Annotated in this window: 24 protein-coding genes and 1 pseudogene; 12 read left to right on the top strand and 13 right to left on the bottom strand. The window is 62.2% G+C overall.

Annotated elements, in window-relative coordinates:
• Positions 1–88: 88 nt before the first annotated feature.
• Complete coding sequence (locus V1292_RS27360) at positions 89–1,069, top strand: glycerophosphodiester phosphodiesterase family protein (RefSeq protein ID WP_334375719.1); 981 nt, start codon at positions 89–91, stop codon at positions 1,067–1,069.
• Between the two features lie 3 nt (positions 1,070–1,072).
• On the opposite strand, the gene V1292_RS27365 is transcribed toward V1292_RS27360, so the two are convergent.
• On the bottom strand, positions 1,073–2,695 hold the full coding sequence (locus tag V1292_RS27365; protein WP_334375720.1) for an ABC-F family ATP-binding cassette domain-containing protein: 1,623 nt from the start codon (positions 2,693–2,695) through the stop codon (positions 1,073–1,075).
• Positions 2,696–2,955: 260 nt separating this feature from the next.
• Here V1292_RS27365 and V1292_RS27370 point away from each other — a divergent pair, with 260 nt between their 5' ends.
• The 5 genes from V1292_RS27370 (at position 2,956) to V1292_RS27390 (ending at position 4,655) form a co-directional block, all read left to right on the top strand.
• Positions 2,956–3,405 carry a DUF2267 domain-containing protein gene (locus tag V1292_RS27370; protein ID WP_028346376.1) on the top strand — a complete coding sequence of 150 codons (450 nt, stop codon included), beginning with the start codon at positions 2,956–2,958 and terminating at the stop codon, positions 3,403–3,405.
• A gap of 97 nt (positions 3,406–3,502) precedes the next feature.
• On the top strand, positions 3,503–3,685 hold the full coding sequence (locus V1292_RS27375; RefSeq protein WP_065729655.1) for a hypothetical protein: 183 nt from the start codon (positions 3,503–3,505) through the stop codon (positions 3,683–3,685).
• Positions 3,686–3,700: 15 nt separating this feature from the next.
• Positions 3,701–3,925, top strand: coding sequence for a hypothetical protein (locus tag V1292_RS27380; RefSeq protein ID WP_334368622.1), 225 nt, complete (start codon positions 3,701–3,703; stop codon positions 3,923–3,925).
• Positions 3,922–4,419 carry a hypothetical protein gene (locus V1292_RS27385; protein WP_334375721.1) on the top strand — a complete coding sequence of 166 codons (498 nt, stop codon included), beginning with the start codon at positions 3,922–3,924 and terminating at the stop codon, positions 4,417–4,419. Before V1292_RS27380 ends, V1292_RS27385 begins: the two co-directional genes overlap by 4 nt.
• Before the next feature lie 11 nt (positions 4,420–4,430).
• Positions 4,431–4,655, top strand: coding sequence for a hypothetical protein (locus V1292_RS27390; protein ID WP_334375722.1), 225 nt, complete (start codon positions 4,431–4,433; stop codon positions 4,653–4,655).
• Between the two features lie 33 nt (positions 4,656–4,688).
• On the opposite strand, the gene V1292_RS27395 is transcribed toward V1292_RS27390, so the two are convergent.
• The 3 genes from V1292_RS27395 to V1292_RS27405 all read right to left on the bottom strand — a co-directional run bounded on the left by V1292_RS27395 (position 4,689) and on the right by V1292_RS27405 (position 6,250).
• The gene (locus V1292_RS27395; RefSeq protein WP_334375723.1) at positions 4,689–5,066 is read right to left on the bottom strand and encodes a response regulator transcription factor; all 378 of its coding nucleotides are present in this window, start codon (positions 5,064–5,066) and stop codon (positions 4,689–4,691) included.
• Positions 5,063–5,962, bottom strand: coding sequence for a S1C family serine protease (locus V1292_RS27400; protein ID WP_334375724.1), 900 nt, complete (start codon positions 5,960–5,962; stop codon positions 5,063–5,065). The genes V1292_RS27395 and V1292_RS27400 overlap by 4 nt, the downstream gene beginning before the upstream one ends.
• A 117-nt stretch (positions 5,963–6,079) precedes the next feature.
• The gene (locus V1292_RS27405; RefSeq protein WP_197427489.1) at positions 6,080–6,250 is read right to left on the bottom strand and encodes a hypothetical protein; all 171 of its coding nucleotides are present in this window, start codon (positions 6,248–6,250) and stop codon (positions 6,080–6,082) included.
• Positions 6,251–6,420: 170 nt separating this feature from the next.
• Between V1292_RS27405 and V1292_RS27410 the strand changes: the two genes are divergently transcribed.
• Positions 6,421–7,647 (top strand): TonB-dependent receptor domain-containing protein, encoded by a 1,227-nt coding sequence (locus V1292_RS27410; protein WP_334375725.1) that lies wholly within the window; start codon positions 6,421–6,423, stop codon positions 7,645–7,647.
• A 52-nt stretch (positions 7,648–7,699) separates the two neighbouring features.
• The gene (locus tag V1292_RS27415) at positions 7,700–8,803 is read left to right on the top strand and encodes a PepSY-associated TM helix domain-containing protein (protein ID WP_334375726.1); all 1,104 of its coding nucleotides are present in this window, start codon (positions 7,700–7,702) and stop codon (positions 8,801–8,803) included.
• Positions 8,804–8,991: 188 nt separating this feature from the next.
• On the opposite strand, the gene V1292_RS27420 is transcribed toward V1292_RS27415, so the two are convergent.
• Together V1292_RS27420 and V1292_RS27425 are read right to left on the bottom strand one after the other, a co-directional pair.
• The gene (locus tag V1292_RS27420) at positions 8,992–9,696 is read right to left on the bottom strand and encodes a GrlR family regulatory protein (RefSeq protein WP_334375727.1); all 705 of its coding nucleotides are present in this window, start codon (positions 9,694–9,696) and stop codon (positions 8,992–8,994) included.
• 82 nt (positions 9,697–9,778) lie between these two features.
• Positions 9,779–9,928 (bottom strand): hypothetical protein, encoded by a 150-nt coding sequence (locus V1292_RS27425; RefSeq protein ID WP_141686549.1) that lies wholly within the window; start codon positions 9,926–9,928, stop codon positions 9,779–9,781.
• Positions 9,929–10,065: 137 nt separating this feature from the next.
• Here V1292_RS27425 and V1292_RS27430 point away from each other — a divergent pair, with 137 nt between their 5' ends.
• Entirely contained in the window at positions 10,066–10,509 is a 444-nt protein-coding gene (locus V1292_RS27430) for a DMT family transporter (RefSeq protein ID WP_334375728.1), read from the top strand.
• Positions 10,510–10,512: 3 nt separating this feature from the next.
• On the opposite strand, the gene V1292_RS27435 is transcribed toward V1292_RS27430, so the two are convergent.
• From V1292_RS27435 to V1292_RS27445, 3 genes are all read right to left on the bottom strand, one after another.
• On the bottom strand, positions 10,513–11,199 hold the full coding sequence (locus tag V1292_RS27435) for a substrate-binding domain-containing protein (protein ID WP_334375729.1): 687 nt from the start codon (positions 11,197–11,199) through the stop codon (positions 10,513–10,515).
• A 6-nt stretch (positions 11,200–11,205) separates the two neighbouring features.
• Complete coding sequence (locus V1292_RS27440; RefSeq protein WP_334377180.1) at positions 11,206–11,910, bottom strand: GrlR family regulatory protein; 705 nt, start codon at positions 11,908–11,910, stop codon at positions 11,206–11,208.
• Between the two features lie 186 nt (positions 11,911–12,096).
• Entirely contained in the window at positions 12,097–13,134 is a 1,038-nt protein-coding gene (locus tag V1292_RS27445) for a glutamine synthetase beta-grasp domain-containing protein (RefSeq protein WP_247511477.1), read from the bottom strand.
• A gap of 566 nt (positions 13,135–13,700) precedes the next feature.
• Here V1292_RS27445 and V1292_RS27450 point away from each other — a divergent pair.
• Positions 13,701–13,904 (top strand): DUF2735 domain-containing protein, encoded by a 204-nt coding sequence (locus tag V1292_RS27450; protein WP_334375730.1) that lies wholly within the window; start codon positions 13,701–13,703, stop codon positions 13,902–13,904.
• A 93-nt stretch (positions 13,905–13,997) separates the two neighbouring features.
• Here the strand turns inward: V1292_RS27450 and V1292_RS27455 are convergent, their stop codons facing one another.
• Complete coding sequence (locus tag V1292_RS27455) at positions 13,998–14,315, bottom strand: MliC family protein (RefSeq protein ID WP_334375731.1); 318 nt, start codon at positions 14,313–14,315, stop codon at positions 13,998–14,000.
• An 86-nt stretch (positions 14,316–14,401) separates the two neighbouring features.
• Between V1292_RS27455 and V1292_RS27460 the strand changes: the two genes are divergently transcribed.
• Complete coding sequence (locus V1292_RS27460; protein WP_334377181.1) at positions 14,402–15,148, top strand: tyrosine-protein phosphatase; 747 nt, start codon at positions 14,402–14,404, stop codon at positions 15,146–15,148.
• A gap of 111 nt (positions 15,149–15,259) precedes the next feature.
• On the opposite strand, the gene V1292_RS27465 is transcribed toward V1292_RS27460, so the two are convergent.
• Positions 15,260–15,940: a hypothetical protein gene (locus V1292_RS27465; protein ID WP_334375732.1), complete on the bottom strand. Its 681-nt coding sequence runs from the start codon at positions 15,938–15,940 to the stop codon at positions 15,260–15,262.
• A gap of 70 nt (positions 15,941–16,010) precedes the next feature.
• Positions 16,011–16,211 carry a hypothetical protein gene (locus tag V1292_RS27470; protein WP_028346392.1) on the bottom strand — a complete coding sequence of 67 codons (201 nt, stop codon included), beginning with the start codon at positions 16,209–16,211 and terminating at the stop codon, positions 16,011–16,013.
• Positions 16,212–16,466: 255 nt separating this feature from the next.
• Between V1292_RS27470 and fabG the strand changes: the two are divergent.
• Positions 16,467–17,148 (top strand): annotated as a pseudogene (gene fabG, locus V1292_RS27475) (3-oxoacyl-ACP reductase FabG).
• Here fabG and V1292_RS27480 read toward each other — a convergent pair.
• A complete protein-coding gene (locus tag V1292_RS27480; RefSeq protein WP_334375733.1) occupies positions 17,145–17,855 on the bottom strand; it encodes a GrlR family regulatory protein in 711 nt (236 codons plus the stop codon). The pseudogene fabG and the gene V1292_RS27480 overlap by 4 nt on opposite strands.
• Positions 17,856–18,012 lie beyond the last annotated feature (157 nt).

An 18,012-nucleotide genomic window follows, 5' to 3' on the forward strand; every position in this document is an offset into this window, starting at 1 on the left:
CGCATGCGTTTCGCGCCTCTCCGATCCGCCGCCGCAAATCGACCAGAAATTGTGTCTAGCCACTGCGCCTCGCACGTGGGGGCAGGACTTGAACAAGAAACTGAAATATGCGGCGGCGGCGATCGCCGTCTTTGGCGCAGCCATATACCTCAACAACACCAATCATCTCGCCGCCCATCAGGAGGGCAAGCCCGTCCTGCTCGCGCATCGCGGCATTGCCCAGCGCTTCGATGAGCGCGAGTTGAAGAACGATACCTGCACGGCGGCGCGAATGCTGCCGTCAAGCCATCAGTATCTGGAGAACACGATCGTATCGATGCGAGCCAGCATTGCGGCCGGCGCCGATGTCGTCGAGCTCGACGTTCACCCGACAACCGACGGCGAATTCGCCGTGTTTCACGACTGGACGCTGGATTGCCGCACCGACGGGCGCGGCGTCACGCGCGAACACTCCATGGCCTATTTGAAGAAGCTCGATATCGGCCATGGCTATACAGCCGATGGTGGCAAGACCTTTCCGTTTCGCGGCAAGGGCATCGGCCTGATGCCGACGCTCGCCGAAGTGCTGGCGGCCTTTCCGCAACAGCGGCTGCTGATCAACGTCAAGAGCCGCGACCCGTCCGAGGGGGAGAAGCTGGCGGCCGTGCTGGACAAGCTCCCCGCCGAACGCCGGGCGCAGATCATGGTCTATGGCGGCGACGAGCCGGTCGAGATCGTGCGCCAGCGCCTTCCAAATGTCCGGACGATCTCGCGCGCCACGATCAAGAGCTGCCTGCTCGGCTATATCGGTTATGGCTGGAGCGGCGTGGTGCCGAAAGCCTGCCACAACGCGATGGTGATGGTGCCGATCAACGTCGCCCCATGGCTCTGGGGCTGGCCGGACCACTTCCTCAGCCGCATGAGGGCGGCCAATAGCGAGGTCTTCGTGCTCGGCCCCTATCGGGGCGGCGAGTTTTCGACCGGAATCGATACGCCGGAGCAGTTCACGCGGCTGCCGCAAAACTATTCAGGCGGCATCTGGACCAACGAGATCGAGGCCATCGCCCCACTCGCGGGCAAGCGGAAATAGCCGCTAGCTCCGCAAGCCCGGCGCCTCGTGCCCGGTGCGCGCGACATATTCGGTGTAACCGCCGCCAAATTGGTGGATGCCCTCCGGCGTCAGCTCGAGCACGCGGTTGGAGAGCGCCGCGAGGAAATGCCGGTCGTGGGACACGAACAGCATGGTACCCTCGAACTCGGACAGCGCATTGATCAGCATTTCCTTGGTCGCGAGGTCCAGGTGGTTGGTCGGCTCGTCCAGCACCAGGAAATTCGGCGGATCGTAGAGCATTTTTGCCATCACCAGCCGCGCCTTCTCGCCGCCCGAGAGCACGCGGCACTTCTTCTCGACGTCGTCGCCAGAGAAACCAAAGCAGCCCGCGAGCGCGCGCAGCGAACCTTGTCCCGCCTGCGGAAAGGAATCTTCCAGCCATTCGAACACCGTGCGTTCACCGTCGAGCAGGTCCATGGCGTGCTGGGCAAAGTAGCCCATCTTGACGCTACCGCCGATCGCCACCGTGCCATCGTCGGGTTCGGCCGAGCCCGCCACCAGCTTCAGCAGCGTCGACTTGCCGGCGCCGTTGACGCCCATCACGCACCACCGCTCCTTGCGGCGGATCATGAAATCGAGGCCCTGATAGATGGTGCGGCTGCCATAGCCCTTGTGGACGCTCTTCAGGCTGACGACATCCTCGCCCGAGCGCGGCGCCGGCAGGAACTCGAACGCCACCGTCTGCCGCCGCTTCGGCGGCTCGACGCGCTCGATCTTGTCGAGCTTTTTCACCCGGCTCTGCACCTGCGCCGCATGCGAAGCACGCGCCTTGAAGCGCTCGATGAACTTGATCTCCTTCGCCAGCATCGCCTGCTGGCGTTCGAATTGCGCCTGCTGCTGCTTTTCGTTCAGCGCGCGCTGCTGCTCGTAGAATTCGTAATTGCCGGAATATGTCGTGAGCGTCCCGCCGTCGATCTCGACGACCTTGTTGATGATACGGTTGATGAACTCGCGGTCATGCGAGGTCATCAACAGCGCGCCCTCGTATCCCTTCAGGAACTGCTCGAGCCAGATCAGGCTCTCGAGGTCGAGATGGTTGCTGGGCTCGTCCAGCAGCATCACGTCAGGCCGCATCAGCAGGATGCGCGCCAACGCGACCCGCATCTTCCAGCCGCCGGAAAGCGCACCGACGTCGCCCTCCATCATCTCCTGGCTGAAGCCCAAGCCCGACAACGCCTCGCGGGCGCGGCCGTCAAGCGCATAGCCGTCGAGCTCTTCGAAGCGGTGCTGCACCTCGCCGTAGCGCGCGATGATATCTTCCATCTCGTTGGCGCGATCCGGATCGGCCATCGCGGCCTCGAGCTCCCTGAGCTCGTTTGCCACGACGCTGACAGGCCCGGCGCCGTCCATCACCTCGGCCACGGCGCTGCGGCCCGACATCTCGCCGACGTCCTGGCTGAAATAGCCGATAGTAATCCCCCGATCGAGCGAGACCTGGCCCTCGTCGGGTAGTTCCTGGCCCGAGATCATCCGGAAAAGCGTGGTCTTGCCCGCGCCGTTCGGGCCGACGAGGCCGATCTTCTCGCCCTTCTGAAGGGCTGCGGAGGCTTCGATGAAGAGGATCTGGTGGCCGACTTGCTTGCTGACGTTATCGAGACGGATCATTGGGCCCTGAAGGGAGGAAATCGCTGTGGCCGCTGCTTAGGACATCTAGCGTGCTTGTGGAAGCGGTTCCGAAATATTCCCGCCCAGCGAGCCACGCTACCTGACAGTGTTTTGGATCGTTTCTGCAACTGTCTCCCGGGAGTCTTGTCCAGGTGGCCGAATGAGCTTGCCTTTGGGCAGTTAAACCTTCCAGCGCTGCGAACCGATCTGTACCAGCATCGTTAGCCCGTCATCTCCAATTGAACCGACGGAGAGTTCCCATGAGCGCAACAGGTCTCGAAGTATTCGACAGAACGCTCCAGATCACCAACACGTGGCTGGACGAAGTGATGACAAACCTGCCGCGCGATCGCAAGCTGGCGTGGCATATTCTGGGATCGGTATTGCGAACCATCCGCGACCGGGTTCCGGTCAATCTTGCCGCACATCTCGGCGCGCAGCTTCCACTGCTGGTGCGCGGCACCTATTACGACCAATGGCGACCGAGTGAAACGCCGAAGGCGTGGCGATCGGCAGACGAGTTTCTCTCCATCGTCTCGGCAGAACTTAGTTCGCAGAAACCGGTCGATTCCAAAGATGCAGCGCAGGCGGTGTTCCGCGTTCTGAACCATCATGTCGATCCCAATCAGGTCGAGAAGGTGCGCCACGCGCTTCCGGAAGACGTTCAGGCGTTGTGGCCCCGTAACAACCGGGTTTCATCGGCGGCCTGATGCGGCATCTGATCGCGGTTCCGAAGATCGACAAGAACCCTGATGTTCGCTGGGCGTTGTCCTGCAGCTCAAAAACAATCAACAACGGGAGCGAGCAATGACCAGACCTCCGCCCGTGCCGCAGGACAATCAAAGCCACAAGGGTACCGGCGATCCGAAATCCGGCAACGCCCATGAAGTTCGGAAGGGCCGTGGCCACGTTGAAAATCCCCGTGAGCAGGGGCAACAGGGCAACACCGCTCAAAACACGACTCATCAGGGCTATCAGCAGGATCGCTGATCAGGAGCGAGCACCATGTCGACTTCAACGAAGACGCGCGCGAGCATTCGCCAGGGCGGCCCGGGCGCTTCCCATGAGAACGCCAAGGCGCCGCTTCACGTCGAAAAGCCGCCCGCCGATGATCCGCAGCGCCGGCATAGCAAGGTGTCCGGCGGCGGCGGCGAACATGACACCCACCACACTCACGAGCCAGAGCGAAAGGGCGGCGGCACCCACCCCGCATCGAAGGACGCGTCATGAGCACCAAGCATGTGAAACTGAACCGACCGACTAACGTCGATCTTGTTCGCAATCCGCTGATCGGTGGCTCGAAGGGAACATCGATGGCGCAGGTAACGTCCGACGAGCTTGAGGAATTCGAGGGCGCCAATACCTTCGAGGGCGACATCGAGAATGATACGAATCCTCAGGGTGGTATCACTAAGGCAGAGGTTCGCAACCGCCGCCGCGGACCACCGCAAAACGACCGGGACAGCGGTCCGCGGAGAATGCCGCTGCAGGGAAAGAAGACGCACGAGCAGCAACTGCGCATCCTGGAAAGCAAGCCCGATGTGCCCGACGCGAGACAGATGGAGGAGATCGCGCAGACCCCGCACCCTGGCGGCGCCAAAACAGCGAAGCGCGAAGCACGCCAATCGGAATTTCCGGTAAGCCGCGGCGGACTCAACCAGGAAAGCCAGCACAACAAGCACAATCGTCCGGGCCAGTCCGGCCACAAGCCTCAAAAGCCATAGGGGATAGTACTATGACACGTGGAGCACACGGAGACGGCAAGCATCTCGGCCCTGGCGCGAAGGGCAAAGGCGCCGGGACGGGCGCCATGACTGACGTGCAGAACGATCTGATCGGCGACAACGCGGTGCTTTCCAACCGCGACAAGGCCGAGCATTCGCGCAATCGCGGCCAGGACAGCAAATGGTCCCAAACCGAGCAGCTGAAAGACCACGCCGCAAACAAGGGCCGCGGATAAGGCGCGAGATTGTCGGTCGACCACGCGCGGAGATCACAGGTTGATCACGCCAAGTCGCGCGGCATGTGCCACAGCATCGGTGCGGCCGGTGGCATCAAGTTTGTCAAGCAGCGAAGCTACGTGGAATTTGGCGGTATGCACGGATATTCCGAGCTGGCGCGCAATGGTTTTGTTGGATGCGCCTTCGGCCATCAGGACAAGCACGTCGCGCTCGCGTGGCGTGAGATCGACATCGGACGCGTCGACGGCCGTCGGCGCGTCGCGTGATATGAGCGTGACCGTTGCTGCCTCTCCGGGCGCCGCCAGACGAAGCCCGGACACGACGCCGAGCAGAGATGCGAGCCGGTCCGCCAGCACCGGATCGGCGATCTCGATAGCTACCACAATGACCGGCGAGGCCGCTTCGCTCACGGCTCTGGCCTTTCACCGATCGTGAGCTTGACTTGCAGCGGTTGGCCGGCGCGGCGAATTGTAATGTCGACGACGGAGCCGATACTGTCGGGCCCAAGCGATCGTATCAGCGAGCGCGTGCCGGTCAGCTTCTCGTTATTCCAGCCGACGATCACGTCGCCTTGCAGGATACCAGCAGCGGCCGCGGGACCTGACTTGTCGACACTCATCACCATCGCTCCGACGCCATCGTCGAGCTTGATCGGCTGCAATCCAACCCCGAGATAGCCCCGCGCAATCCGGCCATGGGTTTCAAGCCTTCCCGCGATCCGGTCGATCGTTGCGCCGGGAATCACAAGAATGCGTCGCACCCCCTGGACTGCCATGCCAATCGCTTCGCCGGAACCATTGACGGCAAGTCCCCCCTCGTGATTGCTGCGCAGCCGAACGTCGAGCTCGATCCTGGCATCGATCTCACCGCCACGAAGGCTGCGCCAGCGACCCCCGACCAGCGAGACGACGCCGAGCGCCGCAGTGGGAACGCCATGCTCGGCAGCGACCACGACCATCAGCGAGCCCAGATCCGGAACAACAGGCGAGAACGCGACGGAGGCAGTATTAGGGATGGTCTTACCGGCATCACTCTTGGTATCGAGCCGCAGCAGCGCGATGTCGGTGGTGTGATCGCGTCCTGCGATCTTGGCCGACTGCGTCGTTCCGTCGGCAAGTTTGACTGAGACTTCGCCTTCTTCGGCCAGCGCTTCATCCGCCGTCACGATCAGGCCTGGTTTCCAGATGAAGCCGGAGGCCCGCGAGCGGTGCGAATGCACCGAGACGATCGCGGACTTTGTCCGGGCGACGACATCGGCAAGGGAGGAGGACAACGACGGAAGGATAGCTGCAGTCGGGTCGGGCATGACAGAACTCCTGGATCGGTTGAATCCAATCTGGGAGTTCAGATTGCGTTCGGGAACTAGCCTGGTGGGCAGGCCGCGGGAGTTTTTCGCCTCGAACGCGGACGTTCCCGCTTCGCACTATGCCGTGTGTCCGGGATCGATGTGCTTTGGCGTCTTCTTCTCCCGTTGAGGCGTCATCCTCGCAGGATCGGGGGCGCCAGGCACGCCGCGCGGTCCGAGTTGTTCTCGCTGAATATCGTCTTCCGACTTCTCGGGTTCGACGCCATTGGGCTCGCGATTTCGGGTCATGGCTGAACGGGTTCTCCTTCGAACATCAGCTCACGCTGTTAATGCCTCAGCAGAACACCTGTTCCTATTCCTGATCTGGCGCACGCCGTGGAACCAGCATTGCAGCGTGTTCCCGTGTCACAGCTTCCGAGTGTTGATGCTGCATCAATCAATTTTTCGGGGAACAGGAGATGATCGGCTACCAGTTCGAGCGCAATCTCTCCGACGACGTGACTTTCCGGCAGAATGCTCGCTTCGGCCATGTTGACGTGACGCTCTCGACGCTGTTCGGCCTCGGTTACGTCAACGGGGACCCGTCTACAGCTACGTTGGCGCGCGGCAACTTCCTCACACGCGGCATTGCCAATCAGGGCAATCTCGACAGCCAGCTTGAATACCGCTTCAACACCGGCATCCTCAGACATACCGCGTTGTTCGGCCTCGATCTCAAGCATTACCAGATCGATGATTGGCAAGGCTTTGGCGGCGCTAGACCGCTCAACCTTTTGAACCCGGTCTACACGCCAACCGCGCGCTTCAATGGCGCCCCCTACCAGGATGCGAGGTTGACCCAGAAGCAGCTCGGCTTCTATGCGCAGGATCAGATCAAGCTCGATCGCTTTACGCTGGTGCTGAGCGGCCGCAATTATTGGGTTGAAACGGACAACGCGAACCATATCGGCCCCAGCCAGAGCCGCGAGGACAGCAAGTTCAGCGGCCGCGCCGGACTGATCTACAATTTCGATTTCGGCCTTGCGCCCTACGTTTCCTATGCGACCAGCTACAATCCGATCATTGGCCAAAATGCCGGCCAGTTGCTGTTGCCGGAGACTGGTCAACAAACCGAGGTCGGCTTCAAATTCCAGCCGATCGGCTTCAATGGTCACTTCGGTTTCGCATGGTTCGACTTGAAGCGTCAGAACGCGCTGACGACCGATCCGACTAATGTATTCCTGCCGACCCAAAACGGCGAGGTCACCTCGCGCGGCTTCGAGCTCGAGGCCGTCGCCAATCCGCTTCCCGGACTCAAATTGGTCGGTGCGTTCACGACCTACGATCTTTTCATCAGTAAGGATCTGAATCCGGCTCTGATTGGAAAAGCTCCCACCGCCACGCCGCAGACACTGACCTCGGGCTGGATTGATTACACCTTCCAGAACGGTCCGTTGACCGGTTTCGGCCTCGGCGGCGGCGTGCGCTATATCGGCGGCTCCTTTGCCGACAACATCAATACGATGCCGGTCCCCTCCGTCGTACTCGGCGACGTCACCGTTCACTACGAATGGCAGAACTGGCGCGCCGCGCTCAACGTTATCAACGTCGCCGACACAATTTACGTCGCGAATTGTTCGTCGGTGAACGCCTGCTTCTACGGCGATCGGCGCCGTGCGACGACGAGCCTATCATACAAGTGGTAGGAGCGATCGAAGGGAGGCAGCCCTGAAAGCCAGAACGGTTCGTATCTGGTCGGTGGTCCATACCTGGAGCAGCCTGATATCGACGCTGTTCCTGCTGCTGCTGTGCGTCACCGGCCTGCCGCTGATCTTCCATCATGAGATCGACGAGCTGCTTGGCTACGATCCGAAGCCCGAGATCGCACAGCCGGGCGCGGTGAAACGGAGCATCGACGAGATCGCCCGCACGGCGCTCGCGAACGATCCCGGTCGCGTCCTGCAATATATCTTGTGGGACAAGGACGAACCGAACAACGTGATCGCCTTCACCAACAACAAGGTCGACGGCGATCCGGATGCCGCAACGCTCAGGGCGTATGATGCATACACCGCCAAGCCGCTCGGCTCGGTCGGTGGCGGCCCGATGCTGATCTTCCTGAAGCTGCACGTCGATATGTTTGCGGGCCAGCCCGGCAAGCTGTTCCTGGGCGCCATGGGATTCCTGTTCCTGGTCGCCATCGTCTCCGGCGTCGTGCTATACTGGCCGTTTACGCGCCGTCTGAGCTTCGGCACCCTCAGGGACAAGTCGCGCCGCATTGCCTGGTTCGACTGGCACAACCTTCTGGGCGCGGTGACCATCGCATGGGCGCTGGTGGTCGGCGCCACCGGCGTCATCAACACGCTTGCGGAAGTGATGCTGAGCCAGTGGAAAGCCAACGAGCTCACTGATATGGTCAAACCCTATGCCGGCAAGCCGCCGCCGGTCCATCTCGCCTCGCTTGATGTAGCGCTTGAGAATGCGCGTAAGGCCGCGCCGGACATGAACGTCTCCTTCGTTGCCTTCCCCGGCACGCCGTTCACGAGCTCGCATCATTTCGCGGTGTTCATGCGCGGCGACACGCCGCTGACGTCGCGGCTGCTGAAGCCGGTGCTGCTGGATGGCGAAACCGGCGAAGTTTCCGACGCGCGCGATCTTCCGGTCTATCTCAAGGCGCTGCTCGTGTCGCAGCCGCTGCACTTCGGTGATTATGGCGGCATGCCGCTGAAAATCATCTGGGCGCTGCTCGACATCATGACCATCGTCGTCATCAGCAGCGGGCTCTTTCTGTGGGTCGTCAAACGCCGCAAGCACCGCAGCCACGCGATAGCGAGGCAGCCTTCCCTGCAGCCGTCGCGATGACCGCCGCCCGCAAATCGCGATCCAGCGGCAATTGGTGGACCGTATACGGCGGCCCGCTGCTGATCGGCGTGCTGTCGGTCGCGGGGCTATTAAGCGCGCTATTGTCCGAGGGACCCGGCCGCTATTTTTCCTGGCTCGCGCTCGGCGCGCCCGTCGCGCTCACCGTGTGGTTTTTCGCCCGACGGAGACTAAGCGGGCCGCATCAGCTTGAGCGTGGCGGCGAGCCGCAGGCTGCGCTTCCCGGCCAGCGCAATGGCTTCGAGCTGTGCGCCGGCCTCGTCGCAGGTACCGGTAAAGCCGATGCCTACCTCATGGCCGCCGAACACAGGGTTTTCACCTTTCGCCGGCGTGTGCTCCTGGTTGAGGATCTCGCCCTTCCAGCGGCCGTCGGCCGAGGAGTAGGAGCCGAGGTAATAGAAAAAAGCGTCGCCGCCGAGGATGCGGCCGTCCAGCAGCAGCATGACGCCCGACAGACCCGCGTCGATACCGTCAAGCGCGCGAAGCTGGAGGGAATAGAGCCCGTTGACGATACCGCCCTGCCCGACGGACCCGACCGGTGGCAGCGCCTCGTCGTCGAGCCGCGTCAGGTCGGCCCAGAACAAGGCGCCCGGCCGCGGCGCGGCGCTGCCTTCAAAACGAATCTTATTGCCCATCAGCCTGCCGCGCACGCTGATGGCGGCAACATCGGTGTCCATCAGCGGCTTGTAGTGCGGGTCGTCATTATGGCGCTGGGTGATGACCTCGCCGATGATTTCCTCGCCGCTTTCTCGATAGGTGCCGAGATGGGCAAAGGCCGAATTGCCGCCCAACATCTTGCCATCATGCATGCACATGATGCTGCGGCCGAACGCGTCGTTCACGCCGTACTCGACTTTGTAGAGTCCGTTCAGCAAGGAAGGTGTCCTGCACTATCGAATCGTCCGCCGGGCTTAGCACCGCCGCCGCGATGGAACCAGCGCGCGTTTTATCGCAGTTTCAATGCCGTTTGAAATACTGCACGGCGCGCTCGTGCTTTTCCGCCGCCGCACGCGATTTGAAGGTTCCGAGGTTACGGCGCTTGCCGGTTTTCGGATTGATTTTGCGGGAATAGAGCCGGTATTCGCCCGATTGCAGTTTTCGGATCATGGCCAGCACCGCTTTCTTGCGCGCCCCGTCCGCAATAATGACGCCACGGGTCCCCTTGTTCCGCTCCGGCTATTCGCGTTGTCTGGCCTTGCAATGCCGGGATCGTTTGGCCGGCGTGGAATGAACGGGGGGATCACGTGCAACATTTCTTCCTCTATTTTCTTGCGCTCGGCGCTGGCGTCAGCGTCGCGACCCAGCAGGTGCTCAATGGCAGTCTGCGCACGGCGCTGGGCTCGCCGGCCTGGGCGGGGCTGATCAGCTATGCGGGCGGCCTCATCACCATGATCGTCGCGGTGATCGCGCTCGGCGAACGCGTGCCGTCCTGGAAAGCAATGGTCGATGTGCCGTGGTATGCGTGGTCCGGCGGCGTGTTCGGCGCTGCCTTCATCCTGCTGGCGATCTTGCTGTTACCCTCGCTCGGCGCAGCGACGCTGTTTGCGCTGGTCATTGCCGGCCAGGTGCTCGCCGCAGTGACGCTCGACCATTTCGGCGCGTTTGGGCTGACGCCGCATCCCGTCAGCGCCGCGCGGCTCGCAGGCGCAGTGCTGTTGATCGCCGGTGTCGTCTTGATCCGGGATTGAAATTCAGGGCTCGAGCCCGCTCTCGCGCAACGCCGGCGCGGCCGCAGGCGACGCAAGAAATCGCAGCAGCCGGTCCGCCTCATCCGGCTTGTTGCTCGCTACCATACGCCCGGCGGAAAACACCGCGGGCGTTTGCAAGTCGCGTGGAATGGCTCCAACCACCTCGATGCCGCCGACCTGCTTCAACTCGCTGATCTGCTGGACGGCGAGATCGGCCTCGCCTGTCACCAGCTTCTCAGCGGTAAAACCCTGCGGGATGATCTGCGCCCTCGCATTGACCTCGGAGGCAATGCCGAGTTGCTCGATCAGTTTTGCAAACAGAATGCCGCTGGCGCCGAGCCGCGAATAGGCCACCGAGCGCGCGCCGAGTAACGCCGCGCGCAGCGCCGTCTCGGTCGCGATATCGGGATGGGCTGCCCCGGCCTTCACGGCGATGCCGACGAAGGAGCGGGCCAGGTCCACGCAAGTCTCCGTGACCACCCGCCCCTCGCGCACGACTTCGTCCAGCCCCTCGCGGGTCAGGATGACGACGTCCGCGGCCTCGCCCGCGCGCAGCCGGTCCAACAGCGCCAGCGTGGGCGCGAAATCGGCATCGATGCGTGCGCCGCTGGCTGCCTGATACTGGCCGGCCAGGCTTTGCATGGCGCCCTTCAACGCCAGCGTCGAAAGCATCCGCATGGTATCAGCCATCGGCTGCTATACCCGGCGCATCAGTCTGAGCACCGCGGTCATGCGAAGGCTGCGCTTGCCGGCGAGCGCGGTCGCCTCCAAGAGCGCGCCTTGCTCGTCGCAGGAGCCGGAAAAGCCGATACCGACTTCATGGCCGCCGAAGATGGGGTTCTCGCCCATGGCGGGCGTGTGCTCCTGATTGAGAATCTGGCCTTTCCAGCGGCCGTTCTCCGAGGTGTACGTGCCGAGATAGTAGAAGGATGCGTCGCCGCCGAGGATGCGCCCGTCATTGAGCAGCATTACGCCGGTCAGGCCGCCCTCGACGCCGTCGAGCAGGCGAACGTGGATGGAATAGAGGCCGTTGACGATGCCGCCCACGCCGACGCTGCCGGCGATCGGGATGGCCTCCTGCTCGATCGGCGTCATCACCGACTGGAACGCCACGCCGGGCAACTCCTTCAAGCCCCCTTCGAAGCGGTACAGATTGCCGTCTGCCCTGCCCTTCGCCAGCAAGGTGGCATCATCGGTGCCGGCCATCGCGCGGTAATTCGGGTCCGGGTTGTGGCGCACGGTCTGGATCACGATGTCGACGCCATCGTCCCGTTTTTCGTAACTGCCGATATGGGCAAAGGCCGAATTGCCGCCCAGCATCTTGCCGCCGCGCGCATACATCACGCTGCGGCCGACCGCCGCGCCAAGCTGAAACCTGACTTTGTAAAATCCCTCAAACAATGCCGTCACCCCGGCAAACCCGGCTAATTGTCTAGCGCGGTTCATCACGCAGGGAAACGGCCTTGAACGGACGTATTTGAGTCAACCTTTCGAGGCGCGGTGTCATCAAAACGCAATGATCCGCCAAGGCGATGCCCTGGCGGATCAGCTTTGCAACCCGGAAAGCCGGATTGTATCGTCGGTCTCTTAAGCCGCGGCCGCCTTGGCGCCGGTCGGGACTTCCGCGATCGTCTTCAGGATCTGGGACGCGATCTGGTAGGGGTCGCCCTGCGAGTTCGGGCGGCGGTCTTCCAGATAGCCCTTGTAGCCATTGTTGACGAAGGAGTGCGGAACGCGGATCGAGGCGCCGCGGTCAGCCACGCCGTAGCTGAACTTGTTCCAGGGCGCGGTCTCGTGCTTGCCGGTCAGGCGCTTGTCGTTGTCCGGCCCGTAGACGGCAATGTGGTCCATGAGATTCTTCTCAAAGGCAGCCATCAGCTTCTCGAAGTATTCCTTGCCACCAACTTCGCGCATGTACTTGGTCGAGAAGTTGGCGTGCATGCCCGAGCCGTTCCAGTCGGTATCGCCGAGCGGCTTGCAGTGGAATTCGATGTCGATGCCGTAGCTCTCGGTCAGGCGCAGCATCAGGTAGCGAGCCATCCACATCTGGTCGGCAGCGGTCTTGGAGCCCTTGCCGAAGATCTGGAATTCCCACTGGCCCTTCGCCACTTCGGCGTTGATGCCTTCGTGGTTGATGCCGGCGGCGAGGCAGAGGTTGAGATGCTCTTCCACGATCTTGCGGGCGACATCGCCAACGTTCTTGTAGCCAACGCCGGTGTAATACGGGCCCTGCGGACCCGGATAACCGTCCGAGGGGAAGCCGAGCGGACGGCCGTCCTTGTAGAAGAAATATTCCTGCTCGAAGCCGAACCAGGCGCCTTCATCGTCGAGGATGGTTGCGCGCTTGTTCGAGGGGTGCGGGGTCTTGCCATCGGGCATCATGACTTCGCACATCACCAGCGCGCCGTTTTCCCGCGCAGCATCCGGATAGACGGCGACCGGCTTCAGCACGCAATCGGAGCTGTGGCCTTCGGCCTGCATGGTGGACGAGCCGTCGAAACCCCACAGCGGAAGCTGTTCGAGCGTCGGGAACTTGTCGAATTCCTTGATCTGCGTTTTGCCGCGCAGATTCGGCGTCGGCGTATAGCCGTCGAGCCAAATATACTCGAGCTTGTACTTGGTCATTGAGCCTCTCTTGAGTTGCTATGAAATGCGGAAGACCGAAACCTTGAATTCTGGATTTTGACGCCCAGCCCCTGGAGGTCTCCGCATACGTGTACCCGGCCACGTCAGGCCACTTCTCACTAAGCACGTAACGTGCCAATCGCTGCAGTGCGGCATCGGCGTTGCACAGCTCGCGCCGGCGATGGCCTAAAATAGAAGCTGCGACATAGGAGCGCGGCAGGGCACCAGATCGGGCGGTCCGGCGATGGGCTTGCGAACTGAATCCAGCCTATTTTTCCGGCATTTTCCCTTCGCTGCCGCTAGGCGCTCAAAGGTGCGGCATCCTTTTGAGGTCCCCGCGTCGGACGCCAACTCACCCGAGCAACCATCCCGCCGGCCCACGCGTTGGTCATGCAAATGCTGCCTCGCAGAATGCACCGCCAAAACTGCCTACGAAATAGACAAAACCTGCCGATCTGTTGGTCACTTGCACCTGCCCAGGGCACCGACAATATCGCCTTATGTAACCAGTAGAGAACGAGTCGGGCGCACCATGGAGGCTCGCGCTTCGACAAAAGGAGACTGCAATGATGAATCCGAGTTTGAATCACGGGTCAGCCACGATCTACCAATTCCCAGCCGGGGGCCGGGCGGCTCTCGGGGGACGTCGCTATGGCGAGACCAAAGCCGTGACCGAGTTTGCGGCCCAGCCGGTCAACCTCGCGGATTGCTGCGATAGCTGGTACCACGCCGCGGCGATCGAGGACGCCAAGACCGAGCGGGATCACTGATGCTTGGGAGGTGTTTGGCAGGGACGCGCCGGACAAACGAGGCGCGGACGGAGAACTAGAAAAGGGTCGGAACGAAATCGTTTCGGCCCTTTTTCACGTCTGCTCGCACGTCGTGGTCCGCCGTCTGGCGTGCTTGAGTGTGGTGATGCCAGCTTTGGTGATCCGCAGGGTCACGCCCTTCCCCTGGTAACGCGCCCCTGACAAGACCCAACGCTTGGGCAGCGTCACCGCCTTGCCGTCGAGTTGTAGATGGGCACGCTTGTCGTATTGAAAAAATCCAACCGTGAATTGCGACCCGTCGGCGCAACGATAATTCTGGAAGCTGGACTGCGCCGATGCCTGTGACGGTATAGTTGCAACCGCGGCGAAGCCTAGCGCCGCGCCAAAAATCGTGATGTTCCGCCGATTCATGCTTCGCCCTCTTGCGAGTTCAGTATAGACGAGACGGGGCCGAACGACACCCGTCCCTTACTTTCCGTCCGAACCCTTGCTGCATGATGTCAGATTCCCCTGCCCGCCATCTCAATCTTGCCGGCGCCAGCAATTTTCGCGATCTCGGCGGCTATCCCACAAGCGACGGCCGGACCGTACGCTGGCGGCAGATTTTTCGTTCCAACCATCTTGGCCATCTCACCGAAGGCGATGTCTCCGTCCTGCGGGAGCTGGGCGTCCGCAGCGCGTTCGATTTTCGCGGCGCCGAGGAGCGCACCGCAGCGCTGTGCGGCATGCCGGAAATCACTGTTCATTCGCTGCCGGTCGAGCCGACAGTGGTCGCGGCGCTGCGCGCGATCGCCGCTGCTGGCACGCCACTATCGACGGACCACGCCGTCGAGGTGATGCGCGACTCCTATCGCAGCTATGTACAGAAGAACACGCAGCACTTCCGGAGCTTGTTTGCCCATCTCTTGGAAGACCGCGCGCCGCTGGTGATCCATTGCACCGCCGGCAAGGACCGCACCGGCTTCGCGTGCGCGCTGATCCTGCATACGCTCGGCGTTTCCGAGGACACTATCTCGGAAGACTATCTGCTGACCAACCGCTTCTACCGCAGGGACCCCAACCACAGCAGCGACCTGCCCGAGGAGGTCAAACAGGTGCTGGGCTCGGTGCAGGCATCGTTCCTCGCCGCCGCCTTCGAGGCCATCGACGCCGACTATGGCGATCTCGAAACCTATCTCCGCGATGGTCTGGGTCTCGGCAAAGCCGAGCGCGCCCATCTCGAAGCACGCTATCTGCAGCGCTGATTCAATAGCGTCTTCAAGCGACGTGGATTCCGGTTCGCGTGAAGAAAACGCGTCCAAACAAAAAATTAGGGCCCGGTTCTGATTCAATCAGAACCGGGCCCTAATCCGCCTTCACCTCACCCGCTGCATCGACACGACCTGCGCGGATAGCTTGCCGCCTCTCGCCCTGACGTTGACCTGCACCTTGTAGTCGTTGCTGGTTTCGCCCTTGGGCACATAGAGCATCGCGGTAAAGCGCACGCGACCGCGCGCATCGAGTGTCACCGGCAGATCCTCATGCACTCGGAAGGAATTACCCTGGCGATTTCGCGGCGGCAGCCTGGCCGTCATCACAGGTTCGACCAGCGCACGCAGATCGAGCTTGGTCGCCGTTGCACCATCAATCCGGTAATAGGCAAAGGAATCGCTTTCCCAGCGGCTGTTCGCGACCTCGATGACGGCCTGGCTGTCCGGTGACCAGGCCGCAATCAGTTCGTAGCGGTTCGCCCGCATCTCGCCTGTCTCCCAATGGGTGCCGCCGAGTGTCGCAAGCACCGCGCCATCGGTGACACGGATCAGGACGTTTTCGACGTCGTTGGGACTATCCTGGCCGGACGGCAGCCCCTGCGCGGTTCGCCAGGCGAACGCGTACCCCTTCGAGGGCGAGGTGGTGTCGGCGAAGACACGCATCGCAGCTTTCCCTTCGCCGCAAACGAGGCCGCCGTGTTGATCGGCGACGCAGCCTTGCGCATGCGCGGCGACCACCGACTGCAATGCGAAGAGAGCGAGTGGAAATGCGAGAGCGTAGCGCATGCGCGATCCTATCCGCCACGCGCAAATCATAAAGCAGACCGTGGCGGCTGGAAAGCCGCGCGCTATCGGCTCAGGCCGCCGCTTCCATTTCCAGTTCGGCGTCGAGATCGGCGATGACGTCCTCGAACGCCGAGATTGCCTGCTGGATCGCTGCGATCTGCATCAATTCCCAGCTCGAGACCGGACCGCTGCGATTCTGCAGCGCTACAACCAGGTCGCGCCGCTGCTCCTTAAGCTGAACAAGCGGTAAACCATGATCCGGCAAACCCATGACAAATCCCCCTGCCTTCTTGTTGGAGCCCTGTTGTACCGAATGGATTCTGCAAACGGCTTACAGAACTCCGGCAAATTTTATCGATTTAGCCCGATCCCTTGGCCTCCGTTCTACGCAGTCCGTCACCTCCGGCCAGACGTGGGCCGCGACAATTTGGGCCGTCGAGACTAACGGTCATGCAGAAATTCGCCGCATTGGGATTGAAAATCTCCTGTTAAGGTGCGCTCCCTCATCCGCATGCGGAGGCCCTTCATGGACGGAAAAGTCATTGTCGTGACGGGCGCGCTGGGTGCGCTCGGCCGGGTGGTCGTGGACGAAGCGCTGGCGCAGGGCGCCCGGATTGCAAGTGTCGATCACGCCCCGACGCAAGTCCCCGCCACGGCGGATCTGTTCGAAATCGGCGGCGTCGACCTCACCGATGCCGCGGTAGCCAAAAAGGCCATCGACGCTGCCGCCGCGCATTTCGGCAAGCTTGATGCGCTGATCAACATCGCCGGCGGCTTTAGCCTTCGAGACGGTGGCGGAGGGCGATCCGAAGACCTGGCAACGGATGTATGCGCTCAACGTCATGACCGCGCTCAACGCCTCGCGCGCGGCGATCCCGCATCTCGCTGCATCGGGCGCGGGCCGCATCGTCAATATCGGCGCGATGGGCGCGCTACAGGCAGGCAGTGGCATGGGCGCCTACGCCGCCTCAAAAGCTGGCGTGCACCGCCTCACCGAGGCGCTCGCCGCCGAGCTCAAGGGCAAGATCACGGTCAATGCCGTGCTGCCGTCGATCATCGACACCGCAGCCAACCGCGCCAGCATGCCGAAAGCCGATTTCACCAAATGGGTGACGCCGAAGGAACTGGCCGACGTGATCCTGTTCCTCGCCAGCGACGCCGCAAGCGCCGTCACTGGCGCGCTGCTGCCGGTGAATGGGCGGGTTTAGTCCTCGACCTCCACCAGCTTTCGCAGCACCGCCTTGAAGCGAATGCTGCGCTTGCCGGCGAGCGCGGTGGCTTCGCCTTGCGCACCGTCGCGGTCATACGTACCGGAAAAGCCGATGCCGACTTCGTGGCCGCCGAACACCGGCCGTTCGCCCTGGGCCGGGGTATGCTCGCGGTTAACGAGTTCGCCCTTCCATCTGCCGTTCGCCGACGTGTACGCACCGACATAGTCGAAGAACGCGTCGCCGCCCCTGATGCGGCCGTCCTGCAGCATCATGACACCGGTGTTGCCGGCATCGATCCCGTCGAGCATACGGATGTGGATGGAATACAATCCATTGCCGATCCCGTCAGGGCCGACCGCACCGGGCGGCGGCGCGTCGGTATCATCGATCGGGCTCAGAACGGTCGTGAAATGGATGCCGGGCAAGGCCGCGCTGCTGCCCTCAAAATGAAACTCCTCGCCGCGGGGCACGCCCGTGAAGTTCATCACGGCATCTTCCACTTCGAACATCGGAACATATTTGGGATCGTGATAATGGCGCGACATCGTAACCTCGCAAGAGACGATGCCATCGGCTTCGGTGAAGTGACCGACAAAGGAAGAGCCGGAATCGCCGCCGTACAGCCTGCCGCCCGATGTCGCAAACATCACGCCACTGCCCGTGCCGCGCGCCGTGGTGAAGCGGAACTTGTATAGCCCTTGCAACGCGCCTACTCGCTGTGGGAGCGGCAAATGCCTGCTGGCCCGCGAACGATCGATTCGCAGGTTCCCTCAAATTGCCGCTGGCCTTGTCCCCGCTCCGACAATAGCCGCTCCGGGGCTATCCGATCAAACGCTTTGCCGGAATTGAGCTAGGCTCGGC

The organism is Bradyrhizobium sp. AZCC 1719, assembly GCF_036924525.1.
Taxonomy (GTDB): Bacteria; Pseudomonadota; Alphaproteobacteria; order Rhizobiales; family Xanthobacteraceae; genus Bradyrhizobium.